At 44.2% G+C, this 20668-nt stretch carries 17 protein-coding genes; 9 read left to right on the top strand and 8 right to left on the bottom strand.

Annotation, left to right across the window (positions count from 1 at the left end):
- Entirely contained in the window at positions 1–1482 is a 1482-nt protein-coding gene (locus tag DSL64_RS08355; RefSeq protein ID WP_229217000.1) for a sulfatase family protein, read from the top strand.
- Between the two features lie 1174 nt (positions 1483–2656).
- Complete coding sequence (locus DSL64_RS08345; protein ID WP_147300348.1) at positions 2657–4309, top strand: sensor histidine kinase; 1653 nt, start codon at positions 2657–2659, stop codon at positions 4307–4309.
- 558 nt (positions 4310–4867) lie between these two features.
- Here the strand turns inward: DSL64_RS08345 and DSL64_RS08340 are convergent.
- The 3 genes from DSL64_RS08340 to DSL64_RS08330 all read right to left on the bottom strand — a co-directional run bounded on the left by DSL64_RS08340 (position 4868) and on the right by DSL64_RS08330 (position 7383).
- Positions 4868–5218, bottom strand: coding sequence for a YtxH domain-containing protein (locus tag DSL64_RS08340; RefSeq protein ID WP_115830217.1), 351 nt, complete (start codon positions 5216–5218; stop codon positions 4868–4870).
- A gap of 538 nt (positions 5219–5756) precedes the next feature.
- The gene (locus DSL64_RS08335; protein WP_115830215.1) at positions 5757–6482 is read right to left on the bottom strand and encodes an OmpA family protein; all 726 of its coding nucleotides are present in this window, start codon (positions 6480–6482) and stop codon (positions 5757–5759) included.
- Positions 6483–6663: 181 nt separating this feature from the next.
- Positions 6664–7383, bottom strand: a complete 720-nt coding sequence (locus DSL64_RS08330; RefSeq protein ID WP_115830267.1) for a GAF domain-containing protein — start codon at positions 7381–7383, stop codon at positions 6664–6666.
- Positions 7384–7880: 497 nt separating this feature from the next.
- Here DSL64_RS08330 and DSL64_RS08325 point away from each other — a divergent pair, with 497 nt between their 5' ends.
- Positions 7881–8351 carry a response regulator gene (locus DSL64_RS08325; RefSeq protein WP_115830214.1) on the top strand — a complete coding sequence of 157 codons (471 nt, stop codon included), beginning with the start codon at positions 7881–7883 and terminating at the stop codon, positions 8349–8351.
- Between the two features lie 75 nt (positions 8352–8426).
- Here the strand turns inward: DSL64_RS08325 and DSL64_RS08320 are convergent, their stop codons facing one another.
- Complete coding sequence (locus DSL64_RS08320; protein ID WP_115830213.1) at positions 8427–9518, bottom strand: GAF domain-containing protein; 1092 nt, start codon at positions 9516–9518, stop codon at positions 8427–8429.
- Positions 9519–10003: 485 nt separating this feature from the next.
- On the opposite strand from DSL64_RS08320, the gene DSL64_RS08315 reads away from it, so the two are divergent.
- The 6 genes from DSL64_RS08315 (at position 10004) to DSL64_RS08290 (ending at position 14957) form a co-directional block, all read left to right on the top strand.
- Positions 10004–10411, top strand: coding sequence for a response regulator (locus tag DSL64_RS08315; RefSeq protein ID WP_115830211.1), 408 nt, complete (start codon positions 10004–10006; stop codon positions 10409–10411).
- Positions 10412–10616: 205 nt separating this feature from the next.
- Entirely contained in the window at positions 10617–11483 is an 867-nt protein-coding gene (locus DSL64_RS08310; protein WP_115830210.1) for an STAS domain-containing protein, read from the top strand.
- Positions 11484–11500: 17 nt separating this feature from the next.
- A complete protein-coding gene (locus DSL64_RS08305) occupies positions 11501–11893 on the top strand; it encodes an STAS domain-containing protein (protein WP_115830209.1) in 393 nt (130 codons plus the stop codon).
- Positions 11868–12287 carry an anti-sigma regulatory factor gene (locus DSL64_RS08300; protein WP_229216999.1) on the top strand — a complete coding sequence of 140 codons (420 nt, stop codon included), beginning with the start codon at positions 11868–11870 and terminating at the stop codon, positions 12285–12287. The genes DSL64_RS08305 and DSL64_RS08300 overlap by 26 nt, the downstream gene beginning before the upstream one ends.
- Positions 12280–13287 (top strand): ATP-binding SpoIIE family protein phosphatase, encoded by a 1008-nt coding sequence (locus DSL64_RS08295; protein ID WP_115830208.1) that lies wholly within the window; start codon positions 12280–12282, stop codon positions 13285–13287. The genes DSL64_RS08300 and DSL64_RS08295 overlap by 8 nt, the downstream gene beginning before the upstream one ends.
- Positions 13288–13295: 8 nt before the next feature.
- Positions 13296–14957, top strand: coding sequence for an ATP-binding protein (locus DSL64_RS08290; RefSeq protein ID WP_115830206.1), 1662 nt, complete (start codon positions 13296–13298; stop codon positions 14955–14957).
- A gap of 147 nt (positions 14958–15104) precedes the next feature.
- Here the strand turns inward: DSL64_RS08290 and DSL64_RS28940 are convergent, their stop codons facing one another.
- From DSL64_RS28940 to DSL64_RS08275, 4 genes are all read right to left on the bottom strand, one after another.
- Positions 15105–15254: a hypothetical protein gene (locus DSL64_RS28940; RefSeq protein WP_158547899.1), complete on the bottom strand. Its 150-nt coding sequence runs from the start codon at positions 15252–15254 to the stop codon at positions 15105–15107.
- 328 nt (positions 15255–15582) lie between these two features.
- Positions 15583–16896 (bottom strand): MFS transporter, encoded by a 1314-nt coding sequence (locus DSL64_RS08285; RefSeq protein ID WP_115830205.1) that lies wholly within the window; start codon positions 16894–16896, stop codon positions 15583–15585.
- 73 nt (positions 16897–16969) lie between these two features.
- Complete coding sequence (locus DSL64_RS08280; protein WP_199539351.1) at positions 16970–17770, bottom strand: 6-phosphogluconolactonase; 801 nt, start codon at positions 17768–17770, stop codon at positions 16970–16972.
- A gap of 53 nt (positions 17771–17823) precedes the next feature.
- Positions 17824–20664 carry a TonB-dependent receptor gene (locus DSL64_RS08275; protein WP_199539350.1) on the bottom strand — a complete coding sequence of 947 codons (2841 nt, stop codon included), beginning with the start codon at positions 20662–20664 and terminating at the stop codon, positions 17824–17826.
- Positions 20665–20668: the final 4 nt, after the last annotated feature.

The raw sequence follows: 20668 nt of genomic DNA, 5'->3' as shown, positions 1-20668 counted from the left end.
ATGAAAAATAGTATGATCCGGCATCAATTCCTATATATCGTGCTTGCACTTTTCTGCATAGATGTCCAGGCCAAGGCTAAAAAAGAAGTAGGTCCTGGCAGTCCTCCGAACATTATACTGATCATCGGAGATGATATCAGCGCAGAAGACATTGGCATTTACGGAAACAAGGCGATACGTACTCCGAATATTGACAAATTGGCTAAAAACGGTTTGAAATTTGACAATCTGTTTTTGACAGCGAGTTCCTGTAGTCCAAGCCGGACGAGCATACTCACCGGGCGCTATCCGCACAATACCGGAGCCGCTGAGCTGCATACGCCACTTCCACAGCACCTGACCTACTTTCCCGAGCTGCTCAAAAAAGCAGGCTACTATTCCGCATTGGCTGGAAAATGGCATGAGGGCGAAAACTCGAAGAGAGCGTATGATACCCTGTTAGTAGATAAGGGTGTAAACGGAGCCGGTGGAGAAAAGCAATGGCTGAGCCTGCTTAAAGCAAGGCCGACTGACAAACCTTTTTTCTTTTGGCTCGCTCCCTATGATGCACACAGGGAATGGTCAGCTAACGACGAATTTAAAAATCCTTACAAACCACAGGATGTAGTAGTGCCGCCCTCGCTGGTTGATACCAAAGAAACCCGTCAGGATCTTGCCTACTATTACAACGAGATCACGCGAATCGACGATTATATCGGTGAGCTGCAAGCTGAACTGAAAAGACAAGGTATTGCCGATAACACGATCATTATATTCACCGCTGACAATGCCCGCGCTTTCCCCGGAGCTAAAACCAGGGTATTGGACAGAGGATTAAGAACACCTTTTGTGATCCAATGGCCAAAGGGGATTCAAGGCCAAGGTGAGAGTGTTGATGCGCTTGTCAGCAGCATCGATATTGCCCCAACGCTGCTTGAAGTGGCAGGCGTTGAATCACCCCAAACAGTTCAGGGTGTCAGTTTCTCTAAACTGTTCAACAATCCCAAAGCCGATTTCCGTAATTATGTTTTCGGTGAACACAACTGGCACGATTACCAGGGTTTGGAGCGGTCTGTAAGATCGAAAGACTTTCTTTATCTGGTAAATGAAAGACCACTACTGACCAATGAAGGCCCTATTGATGCCAATCAGAGTCCTTCCGCCCTGGCGCTGAAAAAGGCCAAAGCTGACGGAAACATCACTGCCTATCAAAACGAAATCTTTCTTTCCCCCAGGCCGGCAGAAGAGTTTTTTGACAACCGAAAAGATCCGTTGCAAGCCAGGAATCTAATTGCAGACCCTGTCTATAACAAACAAATAGCTGCTCTTAAACGGGTATTGCTGCAGTGGAAGCAACAGACAGGCGATTCGTCCCCTAAAGCACTCACGCCGGATTGGTATCACCGGGAGAATGCCACTGAGCTTCCTGCCAAAGGTCAGCGTGGTGAAATGCCAGGCCAATCCCAGAATGCAGACCGCATCAATCACAAAGGCCCTTTTTAAATCGCACAACAAAGCTGTCTGCAAAAGCGGGCAGCTTTGGATTGTGCGATTTATTGTACAAGCAAAATGATAAGATTAACTCGCTCTAAAAAACATATTTGTGAAAAATGAATTGAAGTAGCTTTAAACACCAAGATTTTCACAGTAGTTAGACAGCAGGGCATGTGCACCAAGGTCAGCAGATCGACAGCACCTATCTGGGTTTTGAGAGTGACATTTCATCTGAACTACAAGCCGGTCAAAGCTATAAACGTCGTTTATGGACTTTCTTTTGCCGCCACTAATAAGCGTATGGAGTTGCTCAGCAAGGTTCCAGATTCTAAAAAATCCCGGTCTGTATACACTTGAGAGTTTCCTTCTCAATGCGCATACTAAGCAAAAAATCTCTTAGAATCAGTTAATACTACTCTCGATACTATATCCATGTATGCGACCACATGTTAAAACTCACTCTGAATATTTTATAAAATAATCTCCTAATTGAAATGCGACGGTTTTACTTATGAACAATCTGCTGAAATAAGCAGTCTGTAGGCGGTAACCAAACTAATTAATCTATTACGACGAAGCACCCTAGTACTTCCTTATTCCTGTAACTTCCTTGCAGTTACAATAACAATTGCTCAGGCTTTCGTAAGGCCGTCTGCAATGGCGTTGCCGACTCCCTTGCAGACTCTGGTTAGCTATGCGATTTTTCCTGATAACTCATTTTTTAAAAGTTAGAATCCATCAGCCCGCCGATTTGTCCAAGACAAATTTCTGAGGTAGTATAAGCGTCACCAGATAGGGACTTACGCCTCGCATAAGGGATAAATTTTTATCCCTATTGAATCGATATAATCATGTGATTATAATTGCAATATGTAAAAATGAAAGATACTACCGCTGGAGGGGATCAGGAAAAGTAACCTTACGACACCAATACTTTCAGTAACAAGGTGCTTAAGGTGTAATTCAGATCCTATCAAATTAAGCCGCCAAACATGCTTTGATAAGAGACAAGTTCTAAGCGACTTGCAGAATGTAAGACTTATTAAATCGAGTAAATCTTCTATCCAATAATTCCTTTCATAGTAATAGTTTTAATCAAAACAATAATTATGTAACCGATCATAGCAAAAAAGCTATATTTAAGTCAGAAATTTGATTTTTTACAATTTTATACGTGGACGCATTGGATAAGCAAAGAATCGGCACAGAAACCAGTTTTTTAGTAAACGCAGGCGAAATTGGTCAACTCATCCTTCTTTACGACTGGAATAAATCCTCATTGGGACCTATCCGGCTATGGCCCGCCAGCCTAAAAACGACATTAGGAATTGTGTTAAATTCTGCTTTTCCAATGTTTGTATTCTGGGGACCGGATAAAATTTGCTTTTACAACGATGCCTACCGGCATAGTCTGGGAACATCTGGTAAGCATCCTGCAATAGGAAAGCCTGCGATCGAAGTGTGGCCAGAAGTCTGGGAAACAACTGCTTCATTAATCGACAGCGTATATGCTACAGGGACGCCATCGTGGTTCGAAAACAGATTAATACCCATAGAAAGAAATGGCCAAATGGAAGATGTTTACTGGACCTTTAGCCATAGCCCAATCTTTGCAGAAAGTGGTAGCATTGAGGGAGTGTTGGTTACATCTTTGGAAACAACTCCTGCTGTGACAGCGAAGAAAATGATTCAGGAGTCAGTTCAGCAAAGAACAAACGAGCTAAATCAAGCAAATACTTCCGTCATGCAGGCGAACAAATACCTGCAAGATATCATCAATTCGTTCAAACAGCCTCTGCAAGTACTCTCGCCAGTCTATGAAAAAGGTGAAATTGTTGATTTTCGGTTTAATCTGACAAATCAAGCGTATGCCTCCTATGCGAACACAACGCCCAAACAAATCAGTGGGTGCAAAGTAAGTGATGTATTTCCCGGATATTTAAATACCACAAGCTTCAGCAACGTAGTTGCAACCTTCTTAACTGGAGAATCTAACACCTGGATGATTCATTATGACCAAGATGGATTGGATTTATATAATGAAATGACAGCGATTAAAATGGGAGAGGAAGTTATTTTGCACTTTGCAGATTACACCAAGCTGAAATACCTTGAATTTGAGTTGCTCAATAAGATCACTGATTTGGAGAAATCCAACCAGAATCTCGAAGCCTTTGCGCATGCTGCTTCCCATGATTTAAAAGAGCCTTTAAGAAAAATCCAAATGTTTGCAAATATGTTGCAAGATCAACTTGGAGAAAAATTGACTGAACAAAACCTGATGATGTTCAACAGGATCATATCATCGGCGGAGCGAATGGGAAAATTGACTGATGACTTGCTGCAGTATTCGCAATTGAGCTTGGTGCCTCCATCCAAAGAGCCAGTCGATCTCAATGAGAATGTGAGTCAGGTACTAGAAGATCTGGAAATTCGCATTCGAGAAAGCAATGCTTCTTTCACCTTTAATGACTTACCCGTTATCGCTGGTTATAAAAGGCAGCTTTACCAAATGTTTCTTAATTTGATAAGTAACTCCTTAAAGTATAGAGATCCTTCAATTCCATTACACGTTGAAATTTCTTCAGTTCCATATTTGGAAAACGGAGTCCAATATCACCAAATACAAGTACGCGACAATGGATTAGGTTTCCAGCAAGAATTCGCTGACATTATTTTCCAACTTTTTACAAGGCTACAAAACACAAGTACGCAATCCGGCAGTGGAATTGGCCTCTCCACTGTGAAACGAGTTGTCGATAACCATAAGGGTATTATCAGAGCAGATAGCAAGCCAGGTAACGGCGCGCTGTTTAGTGTCTATCTTCCTTATTAGCAGATTTTAATCATCAGGTGGCAAAGTCAGTGCAAAAACGAAACTTTCGACAGAATTTCAATTACATAGCAGACAGCCGTATATCGGCCACTGATACAATTATGCTTTCACGGATTTTTACAAGTGTATAGAAATTCTAATAATTCATCCTGACGTAACGATTATGGCTACGAAGAAAAGTGCAAACACAGCATAAAAAACTTATTGCACAGGTCGGGTGAAACTGCGGAACACCCCAGAAATATTAAATGTCCGCTTACGGAGATATAGCGTAGCTTAGGGAGCAGAGATCGATCATCTGATAACCAAGCTAGCAGAGTCGTATATCAATCAACAGGCCGGTGCGGAATAGGTTTGATAATACGAAAATTAAAGCCAATGCCCCTGTATTGCTACCTATAATATAAACCCCAACTAAGGCTGATGTTGACTTGATCGGGGCTTATATTTTTCGGGCCGTAGTTCGATAGCTACTGTATGTGAAATAATAAGATTCATGATGGCTATCATTAGCAATCATACTGAGAAATTTTACCCCTCAACATACAGTCCCTTTAGTCAATAGCGCTTTTGAAATCCGGTAACCATCGTTTTTGTATCGTCTGCCAATTGATCAACCGCTGTATTGGCTTTATGCGCATATTCATCAACGGCATGCTTTGCTTGATCTGCTGCATTATCCAATCTGCTTCTGAGGTCATCAACAGCAATTGCCGCATTGATTTTAGTATCTTCCCATTTTTCACGTAACTTATCTTTTTGCTGATCTGCCAGATCTTTAAGTTGGGCGCGAGTTTCTGCTCCGGATTTTGGAGCAAATAATAAGGCAGTCAATGCACCTATTGTAGCTCCAACCAAAAGCCCGAGAGCAAAACCATCATTAGAATCTTCATTGTACTTCGAGCTCATATCTTTAAACAGTTTGAATGAGCCGTCGCTCCCGCTAAAAATGTGCCAGAAGCCGTAGTTTCTCTCATAATGAAACAGAGTTTATGACCAGGATAACAAATAGTGTGTAAAATAGATTGTCAACAACGGCACTGCAGTATAAGTGCGGGTTGTTGAAGGCCCATTCCCGGCAGGTTCTTGCTCATTGTGAGGTGTTCGTGCTTGGAATAAGTCTGGGTGATCACCTAAGTTTTCAAGATACTGATGGGAATGTAACACCTCTAAACAGTGAATTTTCCAATGCTTACCTAATTAGTAACATCCCTGCTATTTTCTCAGAATATCAGCTTCAGGTAAGCTATACGCTAACCGGGTGTCTTGGCTATCAAATAGCTTTATGGCAAATAAGCTGACCGTTATCTGCAACCGCGAGCGGCTTTCAGAAAACGTCATGAGACAAAAAAATCGCTGGGTCAGCCCGATTAAATTGATAAATTATCTGTCATCTCTTTCTTATTTGCAAACTAAAATTATTCAAAGTGTCATAAATTTTTAATACTTAATTAGGAAGGGAAAGACGAACTTCCACACGGCGATTAAACCGCTTGTTCTGCTCGCAGTCGTTGGGTGCTGCCGGTTTGCTGCCGCCGAAGGATTTACTGGAAATCAGTCCATCCAGATCGCTCGATTTTAATAGGTATGACCTCACTACGCTATTCCGGTCTATGGACAACAACATATTCTTCTGCGGATCACCAACATTGTCTGTATGACCTTGCAGACTTACAGCACTTACCTTGTTCTTTTGAAGATACGCCCCTACCCTTTCCAAGTGCCGAACAGACCTTGGAGCGATATCGGTATTACTTTGAGAGAAGTAAATAATTGCGCTGATCTCTTCGGCCAGAATTGGATTGCCGGCTGTATGCTGACTTTCTGAAGAAGAATGGTTCGCAGTAAGATAATAGGTCTCTACGCCATTGATCTCACCGATCACCAGCGACTCATTGAGCATATGATAACCAACCGCATATATAGAAATATTGACCGTATCTGTGAGCGTCAACTTGTATTTGTAGGATTTGTCTTCAAATAGGGGTGTAATTGAATGATCGACGTGCTGATTTGTGATCAAGATTCTTGCATCAATCGGTTGCAGGGTTTCTTTGTCCACAACCCGGATGCTCACGCGCGGTACCCTGCTGACGGATGATGCAATACGCTGACTGTGGCAAACCTGTACAAAGATACAAATGCAGATAAGCCCGTATAGAAAAGATCTCATAATAGCTACAAGTTAATGATATATAACAATAACCAAATGCTATTTGAATATCGCAAATTAATCTAATATTACAATACTATATCCCTATTTTATCCTATTCACAACTGGTCTTAGGCTTAGATTCTTTGCCAGATGCAATCAAAATTTGCCAGGTCGATGTTACAGGTTGTCGCAACGGCGATCAGCGTTTTATTTCTTCCTTTATTTTTGCCACTAATTCTAAAGCAACAGCAATCTTTTCTGTCAATTCCTGCACATTTTGCCATTTTGTTTGATCGATGATGGTTTTAGCTTCTTTGAGAACAGGATCAAGACTGTCAGATATAATACCTTCTATGCGCTTTTTGGTACTCTCGCTTTCCTGGTGCCGCTCTTCGAGCACCTTATGCAGTATTTTGAGGGAACGCTGCGTTTTTCTGTTTTCCATTAGTGAAACGACGTTTCCAGCCAGGACCTGTAAGGCTTGCAACTGCTGCTCCGAAAGCGAATTAGGCTTGTGATCTATCACACACAAAGACCCCAGTGCAAAACCATTTGAATCGACCAGTGGCGCACCTGCATAGAAAATCACATAGGGATCATCCGACACAAGCGGGTTATCCGAAAAACGTGCATCAACCCGAGAATCGGGAACAACAAATACCTGTGAAGGATTCTGAATCGTATGCGTGCAAAAGGCATATTCGCGAGGCGTCTCTCTAACAAACAGACCGTGATTCGACTTAAACCACTGCCTCGTATCATCAATCAGACTAATCAATGATACGGGAGTCTGGCAAATTTGTGAAGCCAGCTTGGTGATATCATCATACTCTTTTTCTGAAATTGAGTCAAGAATGTTGTATTCCTTAAGGGCTTGTATTCGCCGGTTTTCTTCGGGACTAAAAAGGGAATGAGTCATTTGGTTGTGATGATTACCTGTAAACTTACGCATAATTGCCCATGCCGTGGTGTATATTAAATAGCTGGCCCAGCGACTTGACGTAAGATGAGCAGGACAACATAGTAAATCGTAAACCGGTCTTCTTCAGGCTCGATCCCGCATGCGTGAGGCAGCGAGCCTGAAAATGCCATTACAAATACCTAATCCATGTGCGTATACACCCAACAGATTTGTGGAAAATTCAACCCAAAAGCCCCTATACGTTATGGAGAAATAACCCCAAAATACCCCTTGTTATATGACTGAAGCCGCAACGATACAAAAAATCTGTAAAGTGTCGAACATTAGCTATGGGTTTGCCCTACAAGCTCATACTGGTTTTCAACTTGTTACCCGATCTGACTCATGTTTGATCTGGGATACATATTAAAACAACCTTCATGACTCTGTTTTAAAGTGTAGCTAGCACAATTATTTCCAGTAAAAGACTGATTTGCCAACTCACTCAACCTGATATGAAGATCGCGATTATAGACGATGACCCGCTGTGTCATTTTTTGCACAGGAAATTGATACAGACCGTTTCTGTTGAACATCAGATCTTACGCTACAACAATGGTTTGGAGGCCATGGAGTTTTTGATTCTGAATATGGGCAGACCTGAGCTACTGCCGGAGGTAATTCTTCTTGATATTAATATGCCGATCATGAATGGATGGCAATTCCTGGAAAAACTCAGATTATTGATGCCATCAGGTTACGCTCCGGAAATATATCTGGTAAGCTCGTCGACGGACACAAGGGACGCTGAAAGCGCAGCACAGTATCCCGAGCTAAGGGCTTTCCTGCAAAAACCGCTTACCAAAACACAGGTTTCCCAGATACTGAACGGAGATCCGGTATCAATTGAAATACCTTCGTACAAAAGTAATGACTGGTTGTCATCATATGTACCGCTATCCAATCCGGCACATCCATTTACCTGAATCGCAAGAGGGGCGGGAAACAGACTACCTATTGATGAAACTGCAGGTTATTGGGTATGAACCAGCATCAAAAGGTTAGGCCGTAAAACTGATAACTTCGCGGATCTTTACATCAAGTTCTTTCGCTGCCTGGTCGAGCATCGTGATCTCCTCTTTGATACTTGTTGGTATCACCTCGGATTTGATCAGTTCGACAATACCGAGTATAGATGACACGGGCCGCCTGAGCTCATGCGACTGCACATAGGCAATTTTTCTCAGCGCCTGGTTTTGCTTTAGGACAAGCTGGCCCTGATGAATTCTCTCGGTGATATCCGTAGCATTAAATGACACCCCGATAATTTCCCTGTCCCTGCCAAAAGCAGGTTCGAAATTCATATACCAGTATATCCTCCGGCCGTTTTGATAGGTGAGCTCTTTCTCACTGGTCACAGTCTGCCCCTGAATGGCCGCGTTATAGTTCAGTATAAAGTCCGCCTTGTAGTCATCGTGGAGAAATTCAGAAATTGCCATTTTCTCTCGGAGCTGCATTTGCAGATACTCATCTATAAAACCAGCGACCATCCTATTGTAAGCCAGCACTTCCAGCTCTTTGCCGATCAGTAAATGGCAGCTCACTGTACTTTCAAAGAAAGAATTCAGCTTTATTTCAGATACTTGAAGCTGCTCTACCTGATCTTTCAGCAAGCTGATGCTCAGGTCAAACTCTATAATCTGAATAATCTGTCCGGATAAGGCCTGCAGCATCTTTCTTTGATTCCCGCTCAGATGCCCTGGCTCGCTGTCTAGCACAGAAAGACAACCCAGCACGTATCCATCACGGGTAGCAAGAGCTGCTCCGGCGTAAAACCTTACATGAGGCTCACCGACTACCAGAGGGTTATCATAAAACCGTTTATCCTGCCTTGCATCAGTCACTTCCAGAATTGCGTCACTCTGAATCGTATGATGGCAGAAGTCATGGTCTGTGACGGGGTCTTGTAGCTGAAAACCCGCTACAAATTGCATGTATTGCATTTGTTCGTCAAGCAGCGTAATCAGTGCCATTCGGGTTCCACATACCTCAGCTGCTAAATCGACTATTTGTTGCAGTTCATTTCTTCTGTCTACTTCCAGTGTCAGAAAGCGGCTCACCGTGGCAGCACGGTCTAAATTGTACAATGGCATGACTTTCTTTAATTACCGAACGATCTGAACGTAACCCGCAGTAATTTAGCGATTAGTCGCCAAACAAAGAGCTCTTCAAATAAATATATATTTCTGCAGAATAAGCGACTACCCTCACTGTATACTGTCAGGTGTGTCCCAGGGCAATAGATAGCCAGCTCATACACGCTCAAATCAGCTTTAATCTAACCGCAAGCTGCAGTCTGGACTATCTTGCCTTTTGTGTACTGTAATGCGGAATAACTGTACGGACAGACAGCATCTTCCGCCTGATTGTTATCTTCTCGCCGGTGTGGCCAGGATCCAGTGTTTGTCTGGTGACTTCTTTGCCTTCGCGTAGCATTTTCTCGACACCTGTCACATCCTGTTTTACTACTTCTGAAGATCAGATGAAGGGGATAGTTTTCTGGCCGATGAAGAGATAACTGGTTTATGCACGATATATGCGTTTATAAGTTGTACCTTGTAGAATACTTTAAATACCTATGAAAACCCAATCTACACTTTACCTGGTTGATGATGACGAAGATGACAGATTATTTCTCAGCGAAGCTGTCCGCAAAACCGTTAAAAATGTAGTTATTATCGAATGCAAAGATGGTGTCGAGTTTCTGGAAAAGTTAGGGTCTGAACCCCAGATTGCAGCGCCGGTTCTTGTGCTAATGGACATGAATATGCCATTTATGAATGGACTGGAAACAATCAAAAAACTTAAAAGTGTCCCTGCACTGCAAAGCATTCCGGTAATTTTCATCTCCACATCTTCCAGCCCGGACCTACAAAGCCAGGCTTTTGAAGCAGGCGCGACAGATTTTTTAATCAAGCCCAGCACATCGGTTGGATTAAATCAGATAGCGCTGAATATAGAAAACCAATTTGCTGCTTTCCTGTAAAATCGCCATTCAGACATACCTACGTCCTGACAGTTGTCACCATATATCGTCCGTGCCATAAATCCTCAAAGTTTATCCTTACAAAAAGTAACAATAAACAAGGAATAAAGAATAATAACCCTACATTGCACACCCGAACAAAGCGCTTGCCAAATCGTTGCAGGCGCTTTCTTTTTTTGATCAAACAAAAACTTTAAGCGATTAAATGGAAAGAGATATTATTGACCTGTTGCGGTCTAAAAAAGACCAGGTATTGACACTCTGGCTTCAGGCCCAGGATTCGGACACTGAAGCATCCTCCAACTTTAACACCCACGACGAGCTCCAGGCACAGTCGTCTGAGTTTGTTGATCTGCTTTTCGGTAGCATTACCGAGCACAACATCCAGGATTTCACCTCTTGGGAGCTTGAAGCTTTGACCGACTATGTTTCAAGCCTGACTATTTCCAGGGCACGCCAGGGATTTTCTCCCAGAGAAACAGCGACTTACATCTTTACGCTCAAAGATGCACTTTTAAAAGTGCTAAGTGAACAGATCGAATCAGATCCGGTTAAACTCTACCACGCCAGTATCCAAATCAGCAAGTTCATTGACAACATCGGTATACTTAGTTTTGAAACCTTCATCACAGGCAGAGAAGATATCATTTCTCAGCAATCTGATGAAATGGCCGAACTCTCTACACCTGTCATCCGGGTTTGGAACGGAATTCTGGCAATGCCGATCATCGGAACCCTGGACAGTGCGCGCACTCAGGTAGTTATGGAAAATCTTCTTCAGGGGATTGTAGATACCGGCAGCAGCATTGCTATCCTTGATATCTCAGGTGTGCCAGCGGTGGATTCACTGGTGGCACAGCATCTGATCAAGACTGTCAACGCGACCCGTCTGATGGGGGCTGAGTGTATCATCAGTGGTATACGCCCTGAAATAGCACAAACGGTGGTGCACCTGGGCATCGACCTTTCCCAAATGATCACGAAGGCGACTTTGGAGAGTGCCTTGAAATATGCGTTCAATACGCTACAGCTGGAAGTACGACGCGTGCAAAAAGAAAAAGTTAACGGATAATAAGAAGCGATCACGATATGGAAAGAATTCCTATTCTTAAAATGGGAAAGTTTTTGCTGGTTACCATCCAGGTAGATCTGTATGACCGGCTGGCCTTAAACTTGGAGGAAGACCTGATCCAGATGGTATTTAAAACCGGGGCCAAGGGGGTACTGATTGATATCTCTGCCTTATCCATTGTCGATTCATTCATGGGTAAAATCATAGGTAACATCGCCGGGATGTCCAGTATCATGGATGCTGAGACGGTGGTGGTAGGTATGCAGCCTGCAGTAGCCATTACACTTATTGAGTTAGGGCTGCCACTTTCCGGAGTACATACAGCTCTGAATGTAGAAAAAGGAATGGCATTGCTTGAATCCAGAATGATAACCGGCCAGGAAGATGACACCACCGCTGATGATGATTAAAGAAAATATGGCTATCCAGCAGGAGCGTGATCTGATTTTTTGTCGCAACCGGGTTAAAGAAGTTGCGGGGAAAATAGGTATGGGTCTTGTTAACCAGACAAAACTAATCACTGCAACCAGTGAACTTGCGCGGAACATGCTCATTTATGGTGGAGGCGGCATCATGAGGCTGGAAATAATCACACGAGGCAAATTGGAAGGTATACAACTTACATTCGAAGACAAAGGACCTGGCATTGCAGATGTAGACAAGGCCATGCAGGATGGATTTACTACCGGCCGGACGCTTGGGATGGGTTTACCCGGCGCCAAACGCCTGGTAAACGAATTTTCAATTCAAAGCACTCCAGGCAAGGGGACGACTGTAAAAATTTTAAAATGGAAAAATGGATAGCAACAAGCAAGTGGTTTTCAACCTTAATGACCGCAGCTATCTGGGTATATTAAAAAAAGACATAGTAAAAATTGCCGTAGCAGCGGCCCTGCCTGCCAAAAGGATTGCTGAGCTTGAACTGGTTGTTTCTGAAATCGCGACCAATTTATTAAAACACGCGAATGGAGGCGAGCTAATCGTCCGCACTTTATCCGAAAACGGAAATGCAGGTATAGAAATAATAAGTGTTGATAACGGGCCGGGAATGTCAGATCCCGCCCGTATGATTGAGGACGGTGTATCGACAACAAAAACTTTGGGACATGGCCTGGGATCAATAAAAAGGCTTTCTGATCAGTTTCAACTGTATTCTCTCAAAGGCTGGGGAACCGTACTTTTGTCCCGGATTTTTTCCGTAGCCCTTCCGGCAAATCCGGCGAAACCCTGGGCATACCCTATTGTTCTGAATAAACCAGGAGAAACCGTTTGCGGCGATGGTTTCGCATGGAAAGCAAACCCCTATTTTTTTAAAGTTATTCTGGCCGACGGACTTGGCCACGGCCCGCTGGCGCATCTGGCTGCACAACGCGCCTGCGAGGCATTCCGTAAATCTGTGTTCAACAACCCCAGTGAGATCATCAACGACATTCACAGATATGTGAAAGACACCAGGGGGCTAGTTGCAACCGTGGCCGTTTTCGACTTGGTCAATAAAATCTGGAAAATCTGTGGTGTGGGCAACATTTCAACCAGGTTATGCAATGCGCTTACGGCGAAAACCTACATGCCCTACAACGGCATTATCGGTGTCAACATTTCGGCAAGGTTGCAGCCGCAGACCATTGAAAATGAAACGGGCAGCTACCTGATCCTTTGCTCTGACGGCATTTCGACACGCTGGGATACCAGCAAGCATCCTGCTGTTTTTAAATATGATTTGTCAATACTCGCCGCAGTAATCTATAAAGACTATGCACGCCAGTCTGATGACATGTCTGTACTCGTTGTTAAAGTAAATTAATTTACAGCATGGAGATCATTCTATTTAATCTTGAAAATGACCAGGATCTGGTGCTGGCGCATCGGAGATCCATGCAGCTTGCCGAAATGTGCGGGTTAGGACTGGTTGCGCAAACCAGTTTCGCTACCGCTGTTTCTGAGGTGGTGCGTTTTATGATTGAGCATGGCAGTAACAGTGTATTGAGCCTGTCTTTGAACAAATATAAAGCCAAGCCACTGATGATCTGTGCGAGTATCAAAAGCCCTGCTCTGGCCAGACTTAACCTGGCCAATGAAAATTTCAACTATGCCCGAAAGCTTGCAGGCTACTTCGATATTACGGATACGGAAGTTTCAATTCGTGTAGAGCCGCCAAGGTCTGTAAATCTTACGCAGTCACTGATCGAAAAGTGCAGGCAGGCATTCAGAAGTTCACAAGCAATATCGCCTTACGAGGAAGTAAAAAGGAAAAATATCGAGCTCCAGCAGCTGGCTGATAACCTGGTTGAAAGTGAGAACCGCTATCAGGAGCTGACCGGCTCGCTGCCTTTGATGATGTTTACCCTTGCTGCCGATCACCAAATAGTCTATGCGAACCGATGGTTTCTTAATTTCACAGGAAAAACGCTCACTACGCTCGAAGACACAAACTGGCTGGACTGGGTCAGGATTCATCATCTGAGTGTGGATATCGAACAACTACAGCTAAAACTGGCTACTCATCTGCCGTTTCAGCTTGAGGTCAACCTGTCTGACACCACAGGAAAGGTTTGGCATTTGCTCTCTATGACACCCCAGCTGGATAGTTCAGGCAACGTAATCCAGTGGTTCGGCTTCATTGTCAACATAGCTGCACAAAAAATGGTAGAGCAAACTTTGCGCGACAACCAGGAATTGAGGCAGGTCAGGCAAGAAATGGAGATCAGGCAGAAACAGCTGGATGATACAATTACCGAGCTCAACCGCAGCAACCAGGAACTGGCCCGTTACGCTTTTGTGGCCTCCCATGACCTCCAGGAGCCGATACGCAAAGTAAGGTTACTGACCGATCTGATTATCGAAAAATTTGGTGATACGGTTCCGCATGAGGCTACTGATTTACTGTCGCGACTGAAAATTTCTTCAGAAAGGATGCATCTGGTAGTGAAGGATCTGCTAGACTATTCTCGGATCAATTCAGGACCTGTTCCGTTAAATGAAACCGTTGAGTTGTCTACGATCATTGAGCTGGCCAAGGCCAACCTTGAATACCTTATCAATGAAAAAGCTGCAGTGGTTGTGGCCGACCATAGTTTCCCTATCACTTGTAATGCAGCTCAACTGATGCTACTGTTTCAGAACCTGCTGGCAAACGCTATTAAATTCACCGCCAAAGGAGTAACACCTGCGATTGAGATCAAAGCAAGTCGTCTGTCGAAGCAGCAGTCTGATCAGTTTGACCTGGATAAAAGCCAGCAGTGGATACATATTCAGGTCATCGATAACGGAATTGGTTTTGAGCAGCAGTACTCGGAAAAAATCTTTGAAGTCTTTCAGCGCCTTCATTCCCAAAAGCAATATGAAGGAACCGGCATTGGCTTGTCGATCTGCAAAAAAATAGTGGCTCTTCATGGTGGGACTATTTCGGCAAGCAGTTCCCCAGGCAGCGGTTCAATTTTTACACTCTTCCTGCCGGCTGGCGATGCGCTATGAGTCAGTAGGCTATCCTGTCTCCAGGTTAAAAAAATAGCCGGAGATTTACACCGACTATTTTGTATGATATAAATTTGTATCAGGCGGCAGTAATACCAGCTTTCAAAGTACAGTAACTCTTTTTTTGCGCTTCTGAGCTGTCACCAATCATAAAAACCGTACGGTGTAAACAGGTTTTTGAATCCTTGGACGTTTCCCCTCCTTGCTTACGACCCGGCTCTGAGCTGTGGTATCTTTCTGGCTTGCAAAAGGATTGGTGTTGATATATGCTTTATCTGATTTTGAATTCTTTTCCATGATTTTATTTTGTTAAAATGAAGTTATTCGTTGATTTGACAATTAACAGAGGAATAAAATCATGCCAAGAACTTTTCCATCAAATCTTTGCACTCCGATAAAATCTGGTCTATTTGGATTCCGCACTCAGACAAAGTTCGTGTTAATTAAACCAACAAAAAGGACTGGCTCCCTGTCAGATCCGGACAGAATTTTCACTCTCCTAACACTTCAATATCGGCCCGTCTGGGGCCATGCATATCAACCAGACGGGCACCCACATTACACAAAAAAGGGGAATACAGCAAAGCTCTTCCCCCTTGAATTGAGCATGATCAACCCCACTGCTCTACACCGAAACAGGCTCTATTTTAGGTGTGATCAAATGTATGGCAAGCCATGCGATAAGAAACGAGACACTGCATAGTAAAAAGATCACATTATAGCCCGCTACCAGATTGCCGATACCTTTGTAATAGTCCAGAATAGTCCCGATCAGCAGTGGAAATAACACACCTCCGATTGCCCCTGCCATCCCTCCGATGCCAATCACTGAGCTCACCGTATTTTTGGGTAGCATGTCCGAAACAATCGTGTAAATATTCGAACTCCACGCCGCATTACCTGCTACAGCAAGCCCGATCAGCCCCACAGCCGCCCAGATGTCCGTTACGAAACGAGCACCCAGGATAGGCACCACGCACAAAGCGGCTATAAAAAGTGCTGCTTTTCTGGATTTGGACACACTCCATCCTTTTTTGATAAACCAAGAAGATAAAAACCCTCCTCCCACTGCTCCGATCGTGGCAGCAGAATAAACAATCACCAGCGGAAGGCCAGGCTTTTTAAGGTCCAGATTAAATGTCGTACTGAAATAAGACGGTAGCCAGAAGAGAAAAAAATACCAGATCGGGTCGGTCAAAAACTTTCCCGCTATAAATGACCATGTCGGTTTCAAAGAGAAGAGCGCAGTCCAGTTCAACTTCTGGCCCTGCTCACCCAGCAAAGCCTGCTGATCTGCTTCGCGCTCCGATTCGGTATCATCAATTCTGATATACTGAAGCTCACCGGCAGAGAGCTTCGGATGCTGCTCGGGCTGGCGATAGATTATTCTCCAGGCGATCAGCCAGAAAAAACCTATCGCGCCCGTGATGATAAAAGCAGCCTGCCAACCGTAGATTCCCAGAAGCCACGGCACCATAATCGGTGCTACACAGGCTCCGATATTAGCTCCGGAATCAAAAATACCTGTTGCAAGTGCACGCTCCCTTTTGGGAAACCATTCTGTAACAGTCTTGACAGCAGCCGGGAAGTTTCCGGATTCTCCGATTCCCAAGGCCGCTCTTGCCAGACCGAAACCAAAAGCGCTGTTGACCAGCGCGTGACACATCGCAGCAATACTCCAGATGGTAACTGATATAGAATAGCCCGACCGCGCGCCAATCTTGTCGATAATTCTTCCGAAAACAACCAGACCCACGGCGTAGGTCGAAGAAAAGGCCATCACGATGTAGCTGTAATCCGTTTCAGTCCAGTTGTACTGCTGTTCAAGAATAGGCTTTAAAAGACCCAGTACCTGCCGGTCCAAGTAATTGATCGTGGTTGCAAAAAAGAGCAGGGTGCAAATCACCCACCTGTAGTTTCCACTTATTTTATCTGTCATAGTCGGGTTTTAAAACAGCTATAAAGCCTGATTTTGTTTTCGGACAGGCCCGGCCTTTGACCGGGCCATAAGATCAGTCAAAAAGTACCGGTGAAATTTCTGCTTCAGTTTCTACAAGCTCAAAACTATCCTGATCAAGCAGCAGGTAAGCATTCGGCAGCGTGCGCAGAATCGTTGATGGATACTTTTCTGAAATATCGTCATTTAATGTATAAAAAACCGCCTGTGCTTTTGATGAGCCGGGAACCATGCTGTAGATGTATTTGGCTTTCAAAAGAGCTGGAACGCTTAGCGTATAAGCAAACTCAGGAACCTGGTCAAGCGTATCGAAGCAGTCTTCATTTACTTGCTGCTGCCGGCTTTCGACAGCAAGCTCAACGACTTTTACCAACCTGTCCTCGTTAAAATCTGCAATATAAGGGTCGTTGAAGGCCAGGTGCGTGTTCTCCCCTATCCCCATGCAGGTGATATCGGTAGGATACTTCAGCAGTAAAGCTTCGTAACGCTCGCACTCTGCTTTTGTATCACTGGCGCTACCATCCAGGCAGAATACATTTGCAAACGGTACTCTATCAAAAATTTTCTCTGAAAGAAAATGAGAAAAGTGTTGTTTTGCTCCTCTTGCAAGTCCTATATATTCATCCATATGAAAGGCATTCACACGCGTCCAATCCACATCAAGTTTTATAAGTGTTGCTAAAAACTCGTTCTGTGAAGCGGCTGCAGCAAATATGATGTTTACCGACTGTTGGCTTTTTAACAGCTCATTTATTTTTTCAGCAACCGCCTCAGCGGCATACTGCCCAAGCTGGTCTCTGTTTTCAAAAACAACTACATTCAACTCTGCTGCCGTGCCCTTTTTAATCATTGTCATTTTGTGTGAATTTAAATTATTGTCTGTTACGTGAGTATTTGATTTTTATTTCTCTAAAATCTTAGCTTTACACCAGCCCGTCCCCAGAAAGAATAAAACTGCTTTTGATAGATTCTATCCCGCTCTCCGAAATAATCGACCTGGGGAGCCTTCCCGATGTTTTGCGCTTCTGCATAGATTGAGATTTTATCCGTAATGCGGTAAGAGGCGTTGGCATCTATCTGAATTCTGTCGTGACGTATCACATCAGTTGCATCCTGATCACCCAAAAGCACCGTGTAAGAACCGTTGTAGTTCAGATTCGCCTGCATCGTCAAACGCTTATGGTTGAAAGAAAGTGAGCCGTTGGCTGTATGCTTAGCCTGACCTGGCAGTCTAAGATCCTTACGGAACTGCGCATCTGCATTTGAATGCGTATAGGTATAGTTGGCAAGCACCGAAAGACCTTTAAGAATGCCCGGAAGGAAAGTAAGGTTGGCCTGAAGGTTTAGCTCCATTCCATACACATTGGCAGTGTTTCCATTCAGGGTTCTGAACCATCTCCAGCCAGTGTAGCGCTCAGCGCCTTCGAATTCATCACCTGCCAGCGCAAAGACGCTATTGTATTGGAACTTATTGATTTTCTTGTAAAAGAGTCCACCTGATATAATTCCAAGATTACTCAGATACTTCTCATACATTAGATCAAAGTTGGTTGCAAATGCAGGCTGTAGTTCAGGATTTCCATCAGTGACCGTCTCGCTCAAAAGACTAATCACACGCCCCGGCACCAGATCTACAAAGTTGGGACGTGAATAACCATAGGTCAAAGCAGCGCGCAGCAAGGAGGATTTATCCAGATCATATTTAAACTGGATGTTGGGAAGCACCTTGATGTAATCATTCTTTTTCTGGTTCGGTGTTGTAGATACCCAATTACCGTCTACATCAGTTTGAATAACATTCCCCTTGTAATCTACCTTGGTTTGTTCGATGCGAGCTCCCACAAGAAACATCAGCTTATTAAACTGAATCCTGTTCATGATATAACCCGATGAAACAGTTTCAACTGCATCGTAGTAATAAGAGTCGATACTGTTTCTGGTCGCTCCCACATTGATAGGGAAAAGCGCTGTTCCCAGATTCTGATCCAGAAAACTGATTGTTTTGTCCTTATCTACGCCAAGGCCGAAATTGGTATTCCCATCCAAAAGATCAGAAGAGATCTCAGGGTTACCGCTGAAGTTGGTAAGATTCCCCGCTGCAGCCGCTCCTGCGTAAGTTGTAACCACGGTTTCATCCGGCCGTGAGCGCTGGTTGTGCATGCGCTTAACTTTCGCTCCTGCCTTAAAAAAGGCTGAGTTGTTTCCGATCTTATAAGGTACACTTGCATTAAGACGGGCTGTAAGGTTTTTACCTTTCGTGTTCCACCAGTCTCTTTCTACTGTGTTGTAGGTATAAAGCGAGGCGTTATTTTTCCAGTCAGTCCCATAAGCTGACAGGTAGTCAGTACTGATGTCAGATATGGCAAGCGGAATATTTCCGGTGATGAAATTATAAATACCTGATCTGTTCACAAACTCGGACTCGTTCATAAAAACACCCGCATCCAGCTTCACAGAGCCTATCACAGTCTCCCCTTGAATGTTAAAGTTCAAGCTACTGTTGTCCTCTGTGGCAGACTTGATCTCATTGTAACCACGGCCCCGTGAGTTGGTATACTCTCCCTGTTCTGTCAGAACGTTTCTCGCCGTCTGCATCCGGGTTCTCTTCCGATACCGGGTCAGCTCATTGAAGTGATTGCTGTACATCACATTGGCGATAATGTTTGTCGTCGGACTGAAGCTGTAATCAATTGTAGCCGATGTCCCAGTCCTTGTGCGCTGGTTTTCAACATACAACAGCCTGATGTCTGTCGGAAAATAGATACTCCCTTTGCCGTAATCATTGGCCTCCCAAACCTGAGCCCGTATCTCATCGTAGCCATTTTTGGTTCTGAAATAGCTTCCTGTGGCCATGATCCCGAGCCTGCCATTCGGATTTTTATCGTTAGCAAAAAAGCGCTTGCCCGCCGAGATATTTCCGATTCCGTTCAGATTGCTACGAAGATTATTGTAACCTGCTCCTAAATCAACCGATAATTTAGGCTGAAGCGAGCTGGCCGTAGGCGTCTTCATATTGATCACCCCTGCAATTGCATCTCCGTCCAGATCCGGAGTCAGAGTTTTGACCACCTCCATAGAAGAAAGCACATTAACCGGAATCACATCCAGCTGAGCATTCCGTGAGCCGTCCTCCTGGGTTCCCATGATCTGCTCTCCGTTCACGTTAATGTTTGTAAAGTTTCCCGGCGTTCCTCTCATCTGAACCGTAGCCCCTTCCCCACTGCTGTTTCTGCCTATGGTGACCCCAGGCAGACGCTGCAACGACTCTGCTACGTTCAGATCAGGAAATCGCCCCATCAGATCAGCAGATATAACCTGTTTGATATTGTCAGAATTTCGTTGTTGATTCAGAGCTTTTCTTTGTCCTTCCTGAGCGGCAGTTACAGTCACCTCGCTCAGATTCAGATCATCCGAGCTCATCCTTACATTCAGAAACACGGTTCTGCCCCCAACGACGCTCACATTTTGTTCAGAGGACTTAAAACCCATATAGACAACCGAAATAATCTGTTCGCCGACAGGCACATTCAAAAGTGTATAATTTCCTGAAAGATCAGTCGCTACACCATAGGTAGTACCTTTGATAAATACCGACGCGCCGGGAAGAATCTCTCCGCTACTACCTGTAATCTGCCCTTTGATATTTCCTGTGTTTTGCTGCGCAAATACACTGCAGACCGAACCGGCCAGAGCCAGCATGCCCAGCAGTAAACCCCGAAAGGCACTGAGATTTTTGAGTAAATTTTTCATACTA

Origin of the sequence: Dyadobacter luteus (assembly GCF_003383615.1) — a bacterium.
GTDB classification, from domain to species: domain Bacteria; phylum Bacteroidota; class Bacteroidia; order Cytophagales; family Spirosomataceae; genus Dyadobacter; species Dyadobacter luteus.
Note: the sequence above shows the minus strand (reverse complement) of the source record. Positions and strands in the feature narration are given on the sequence as shown.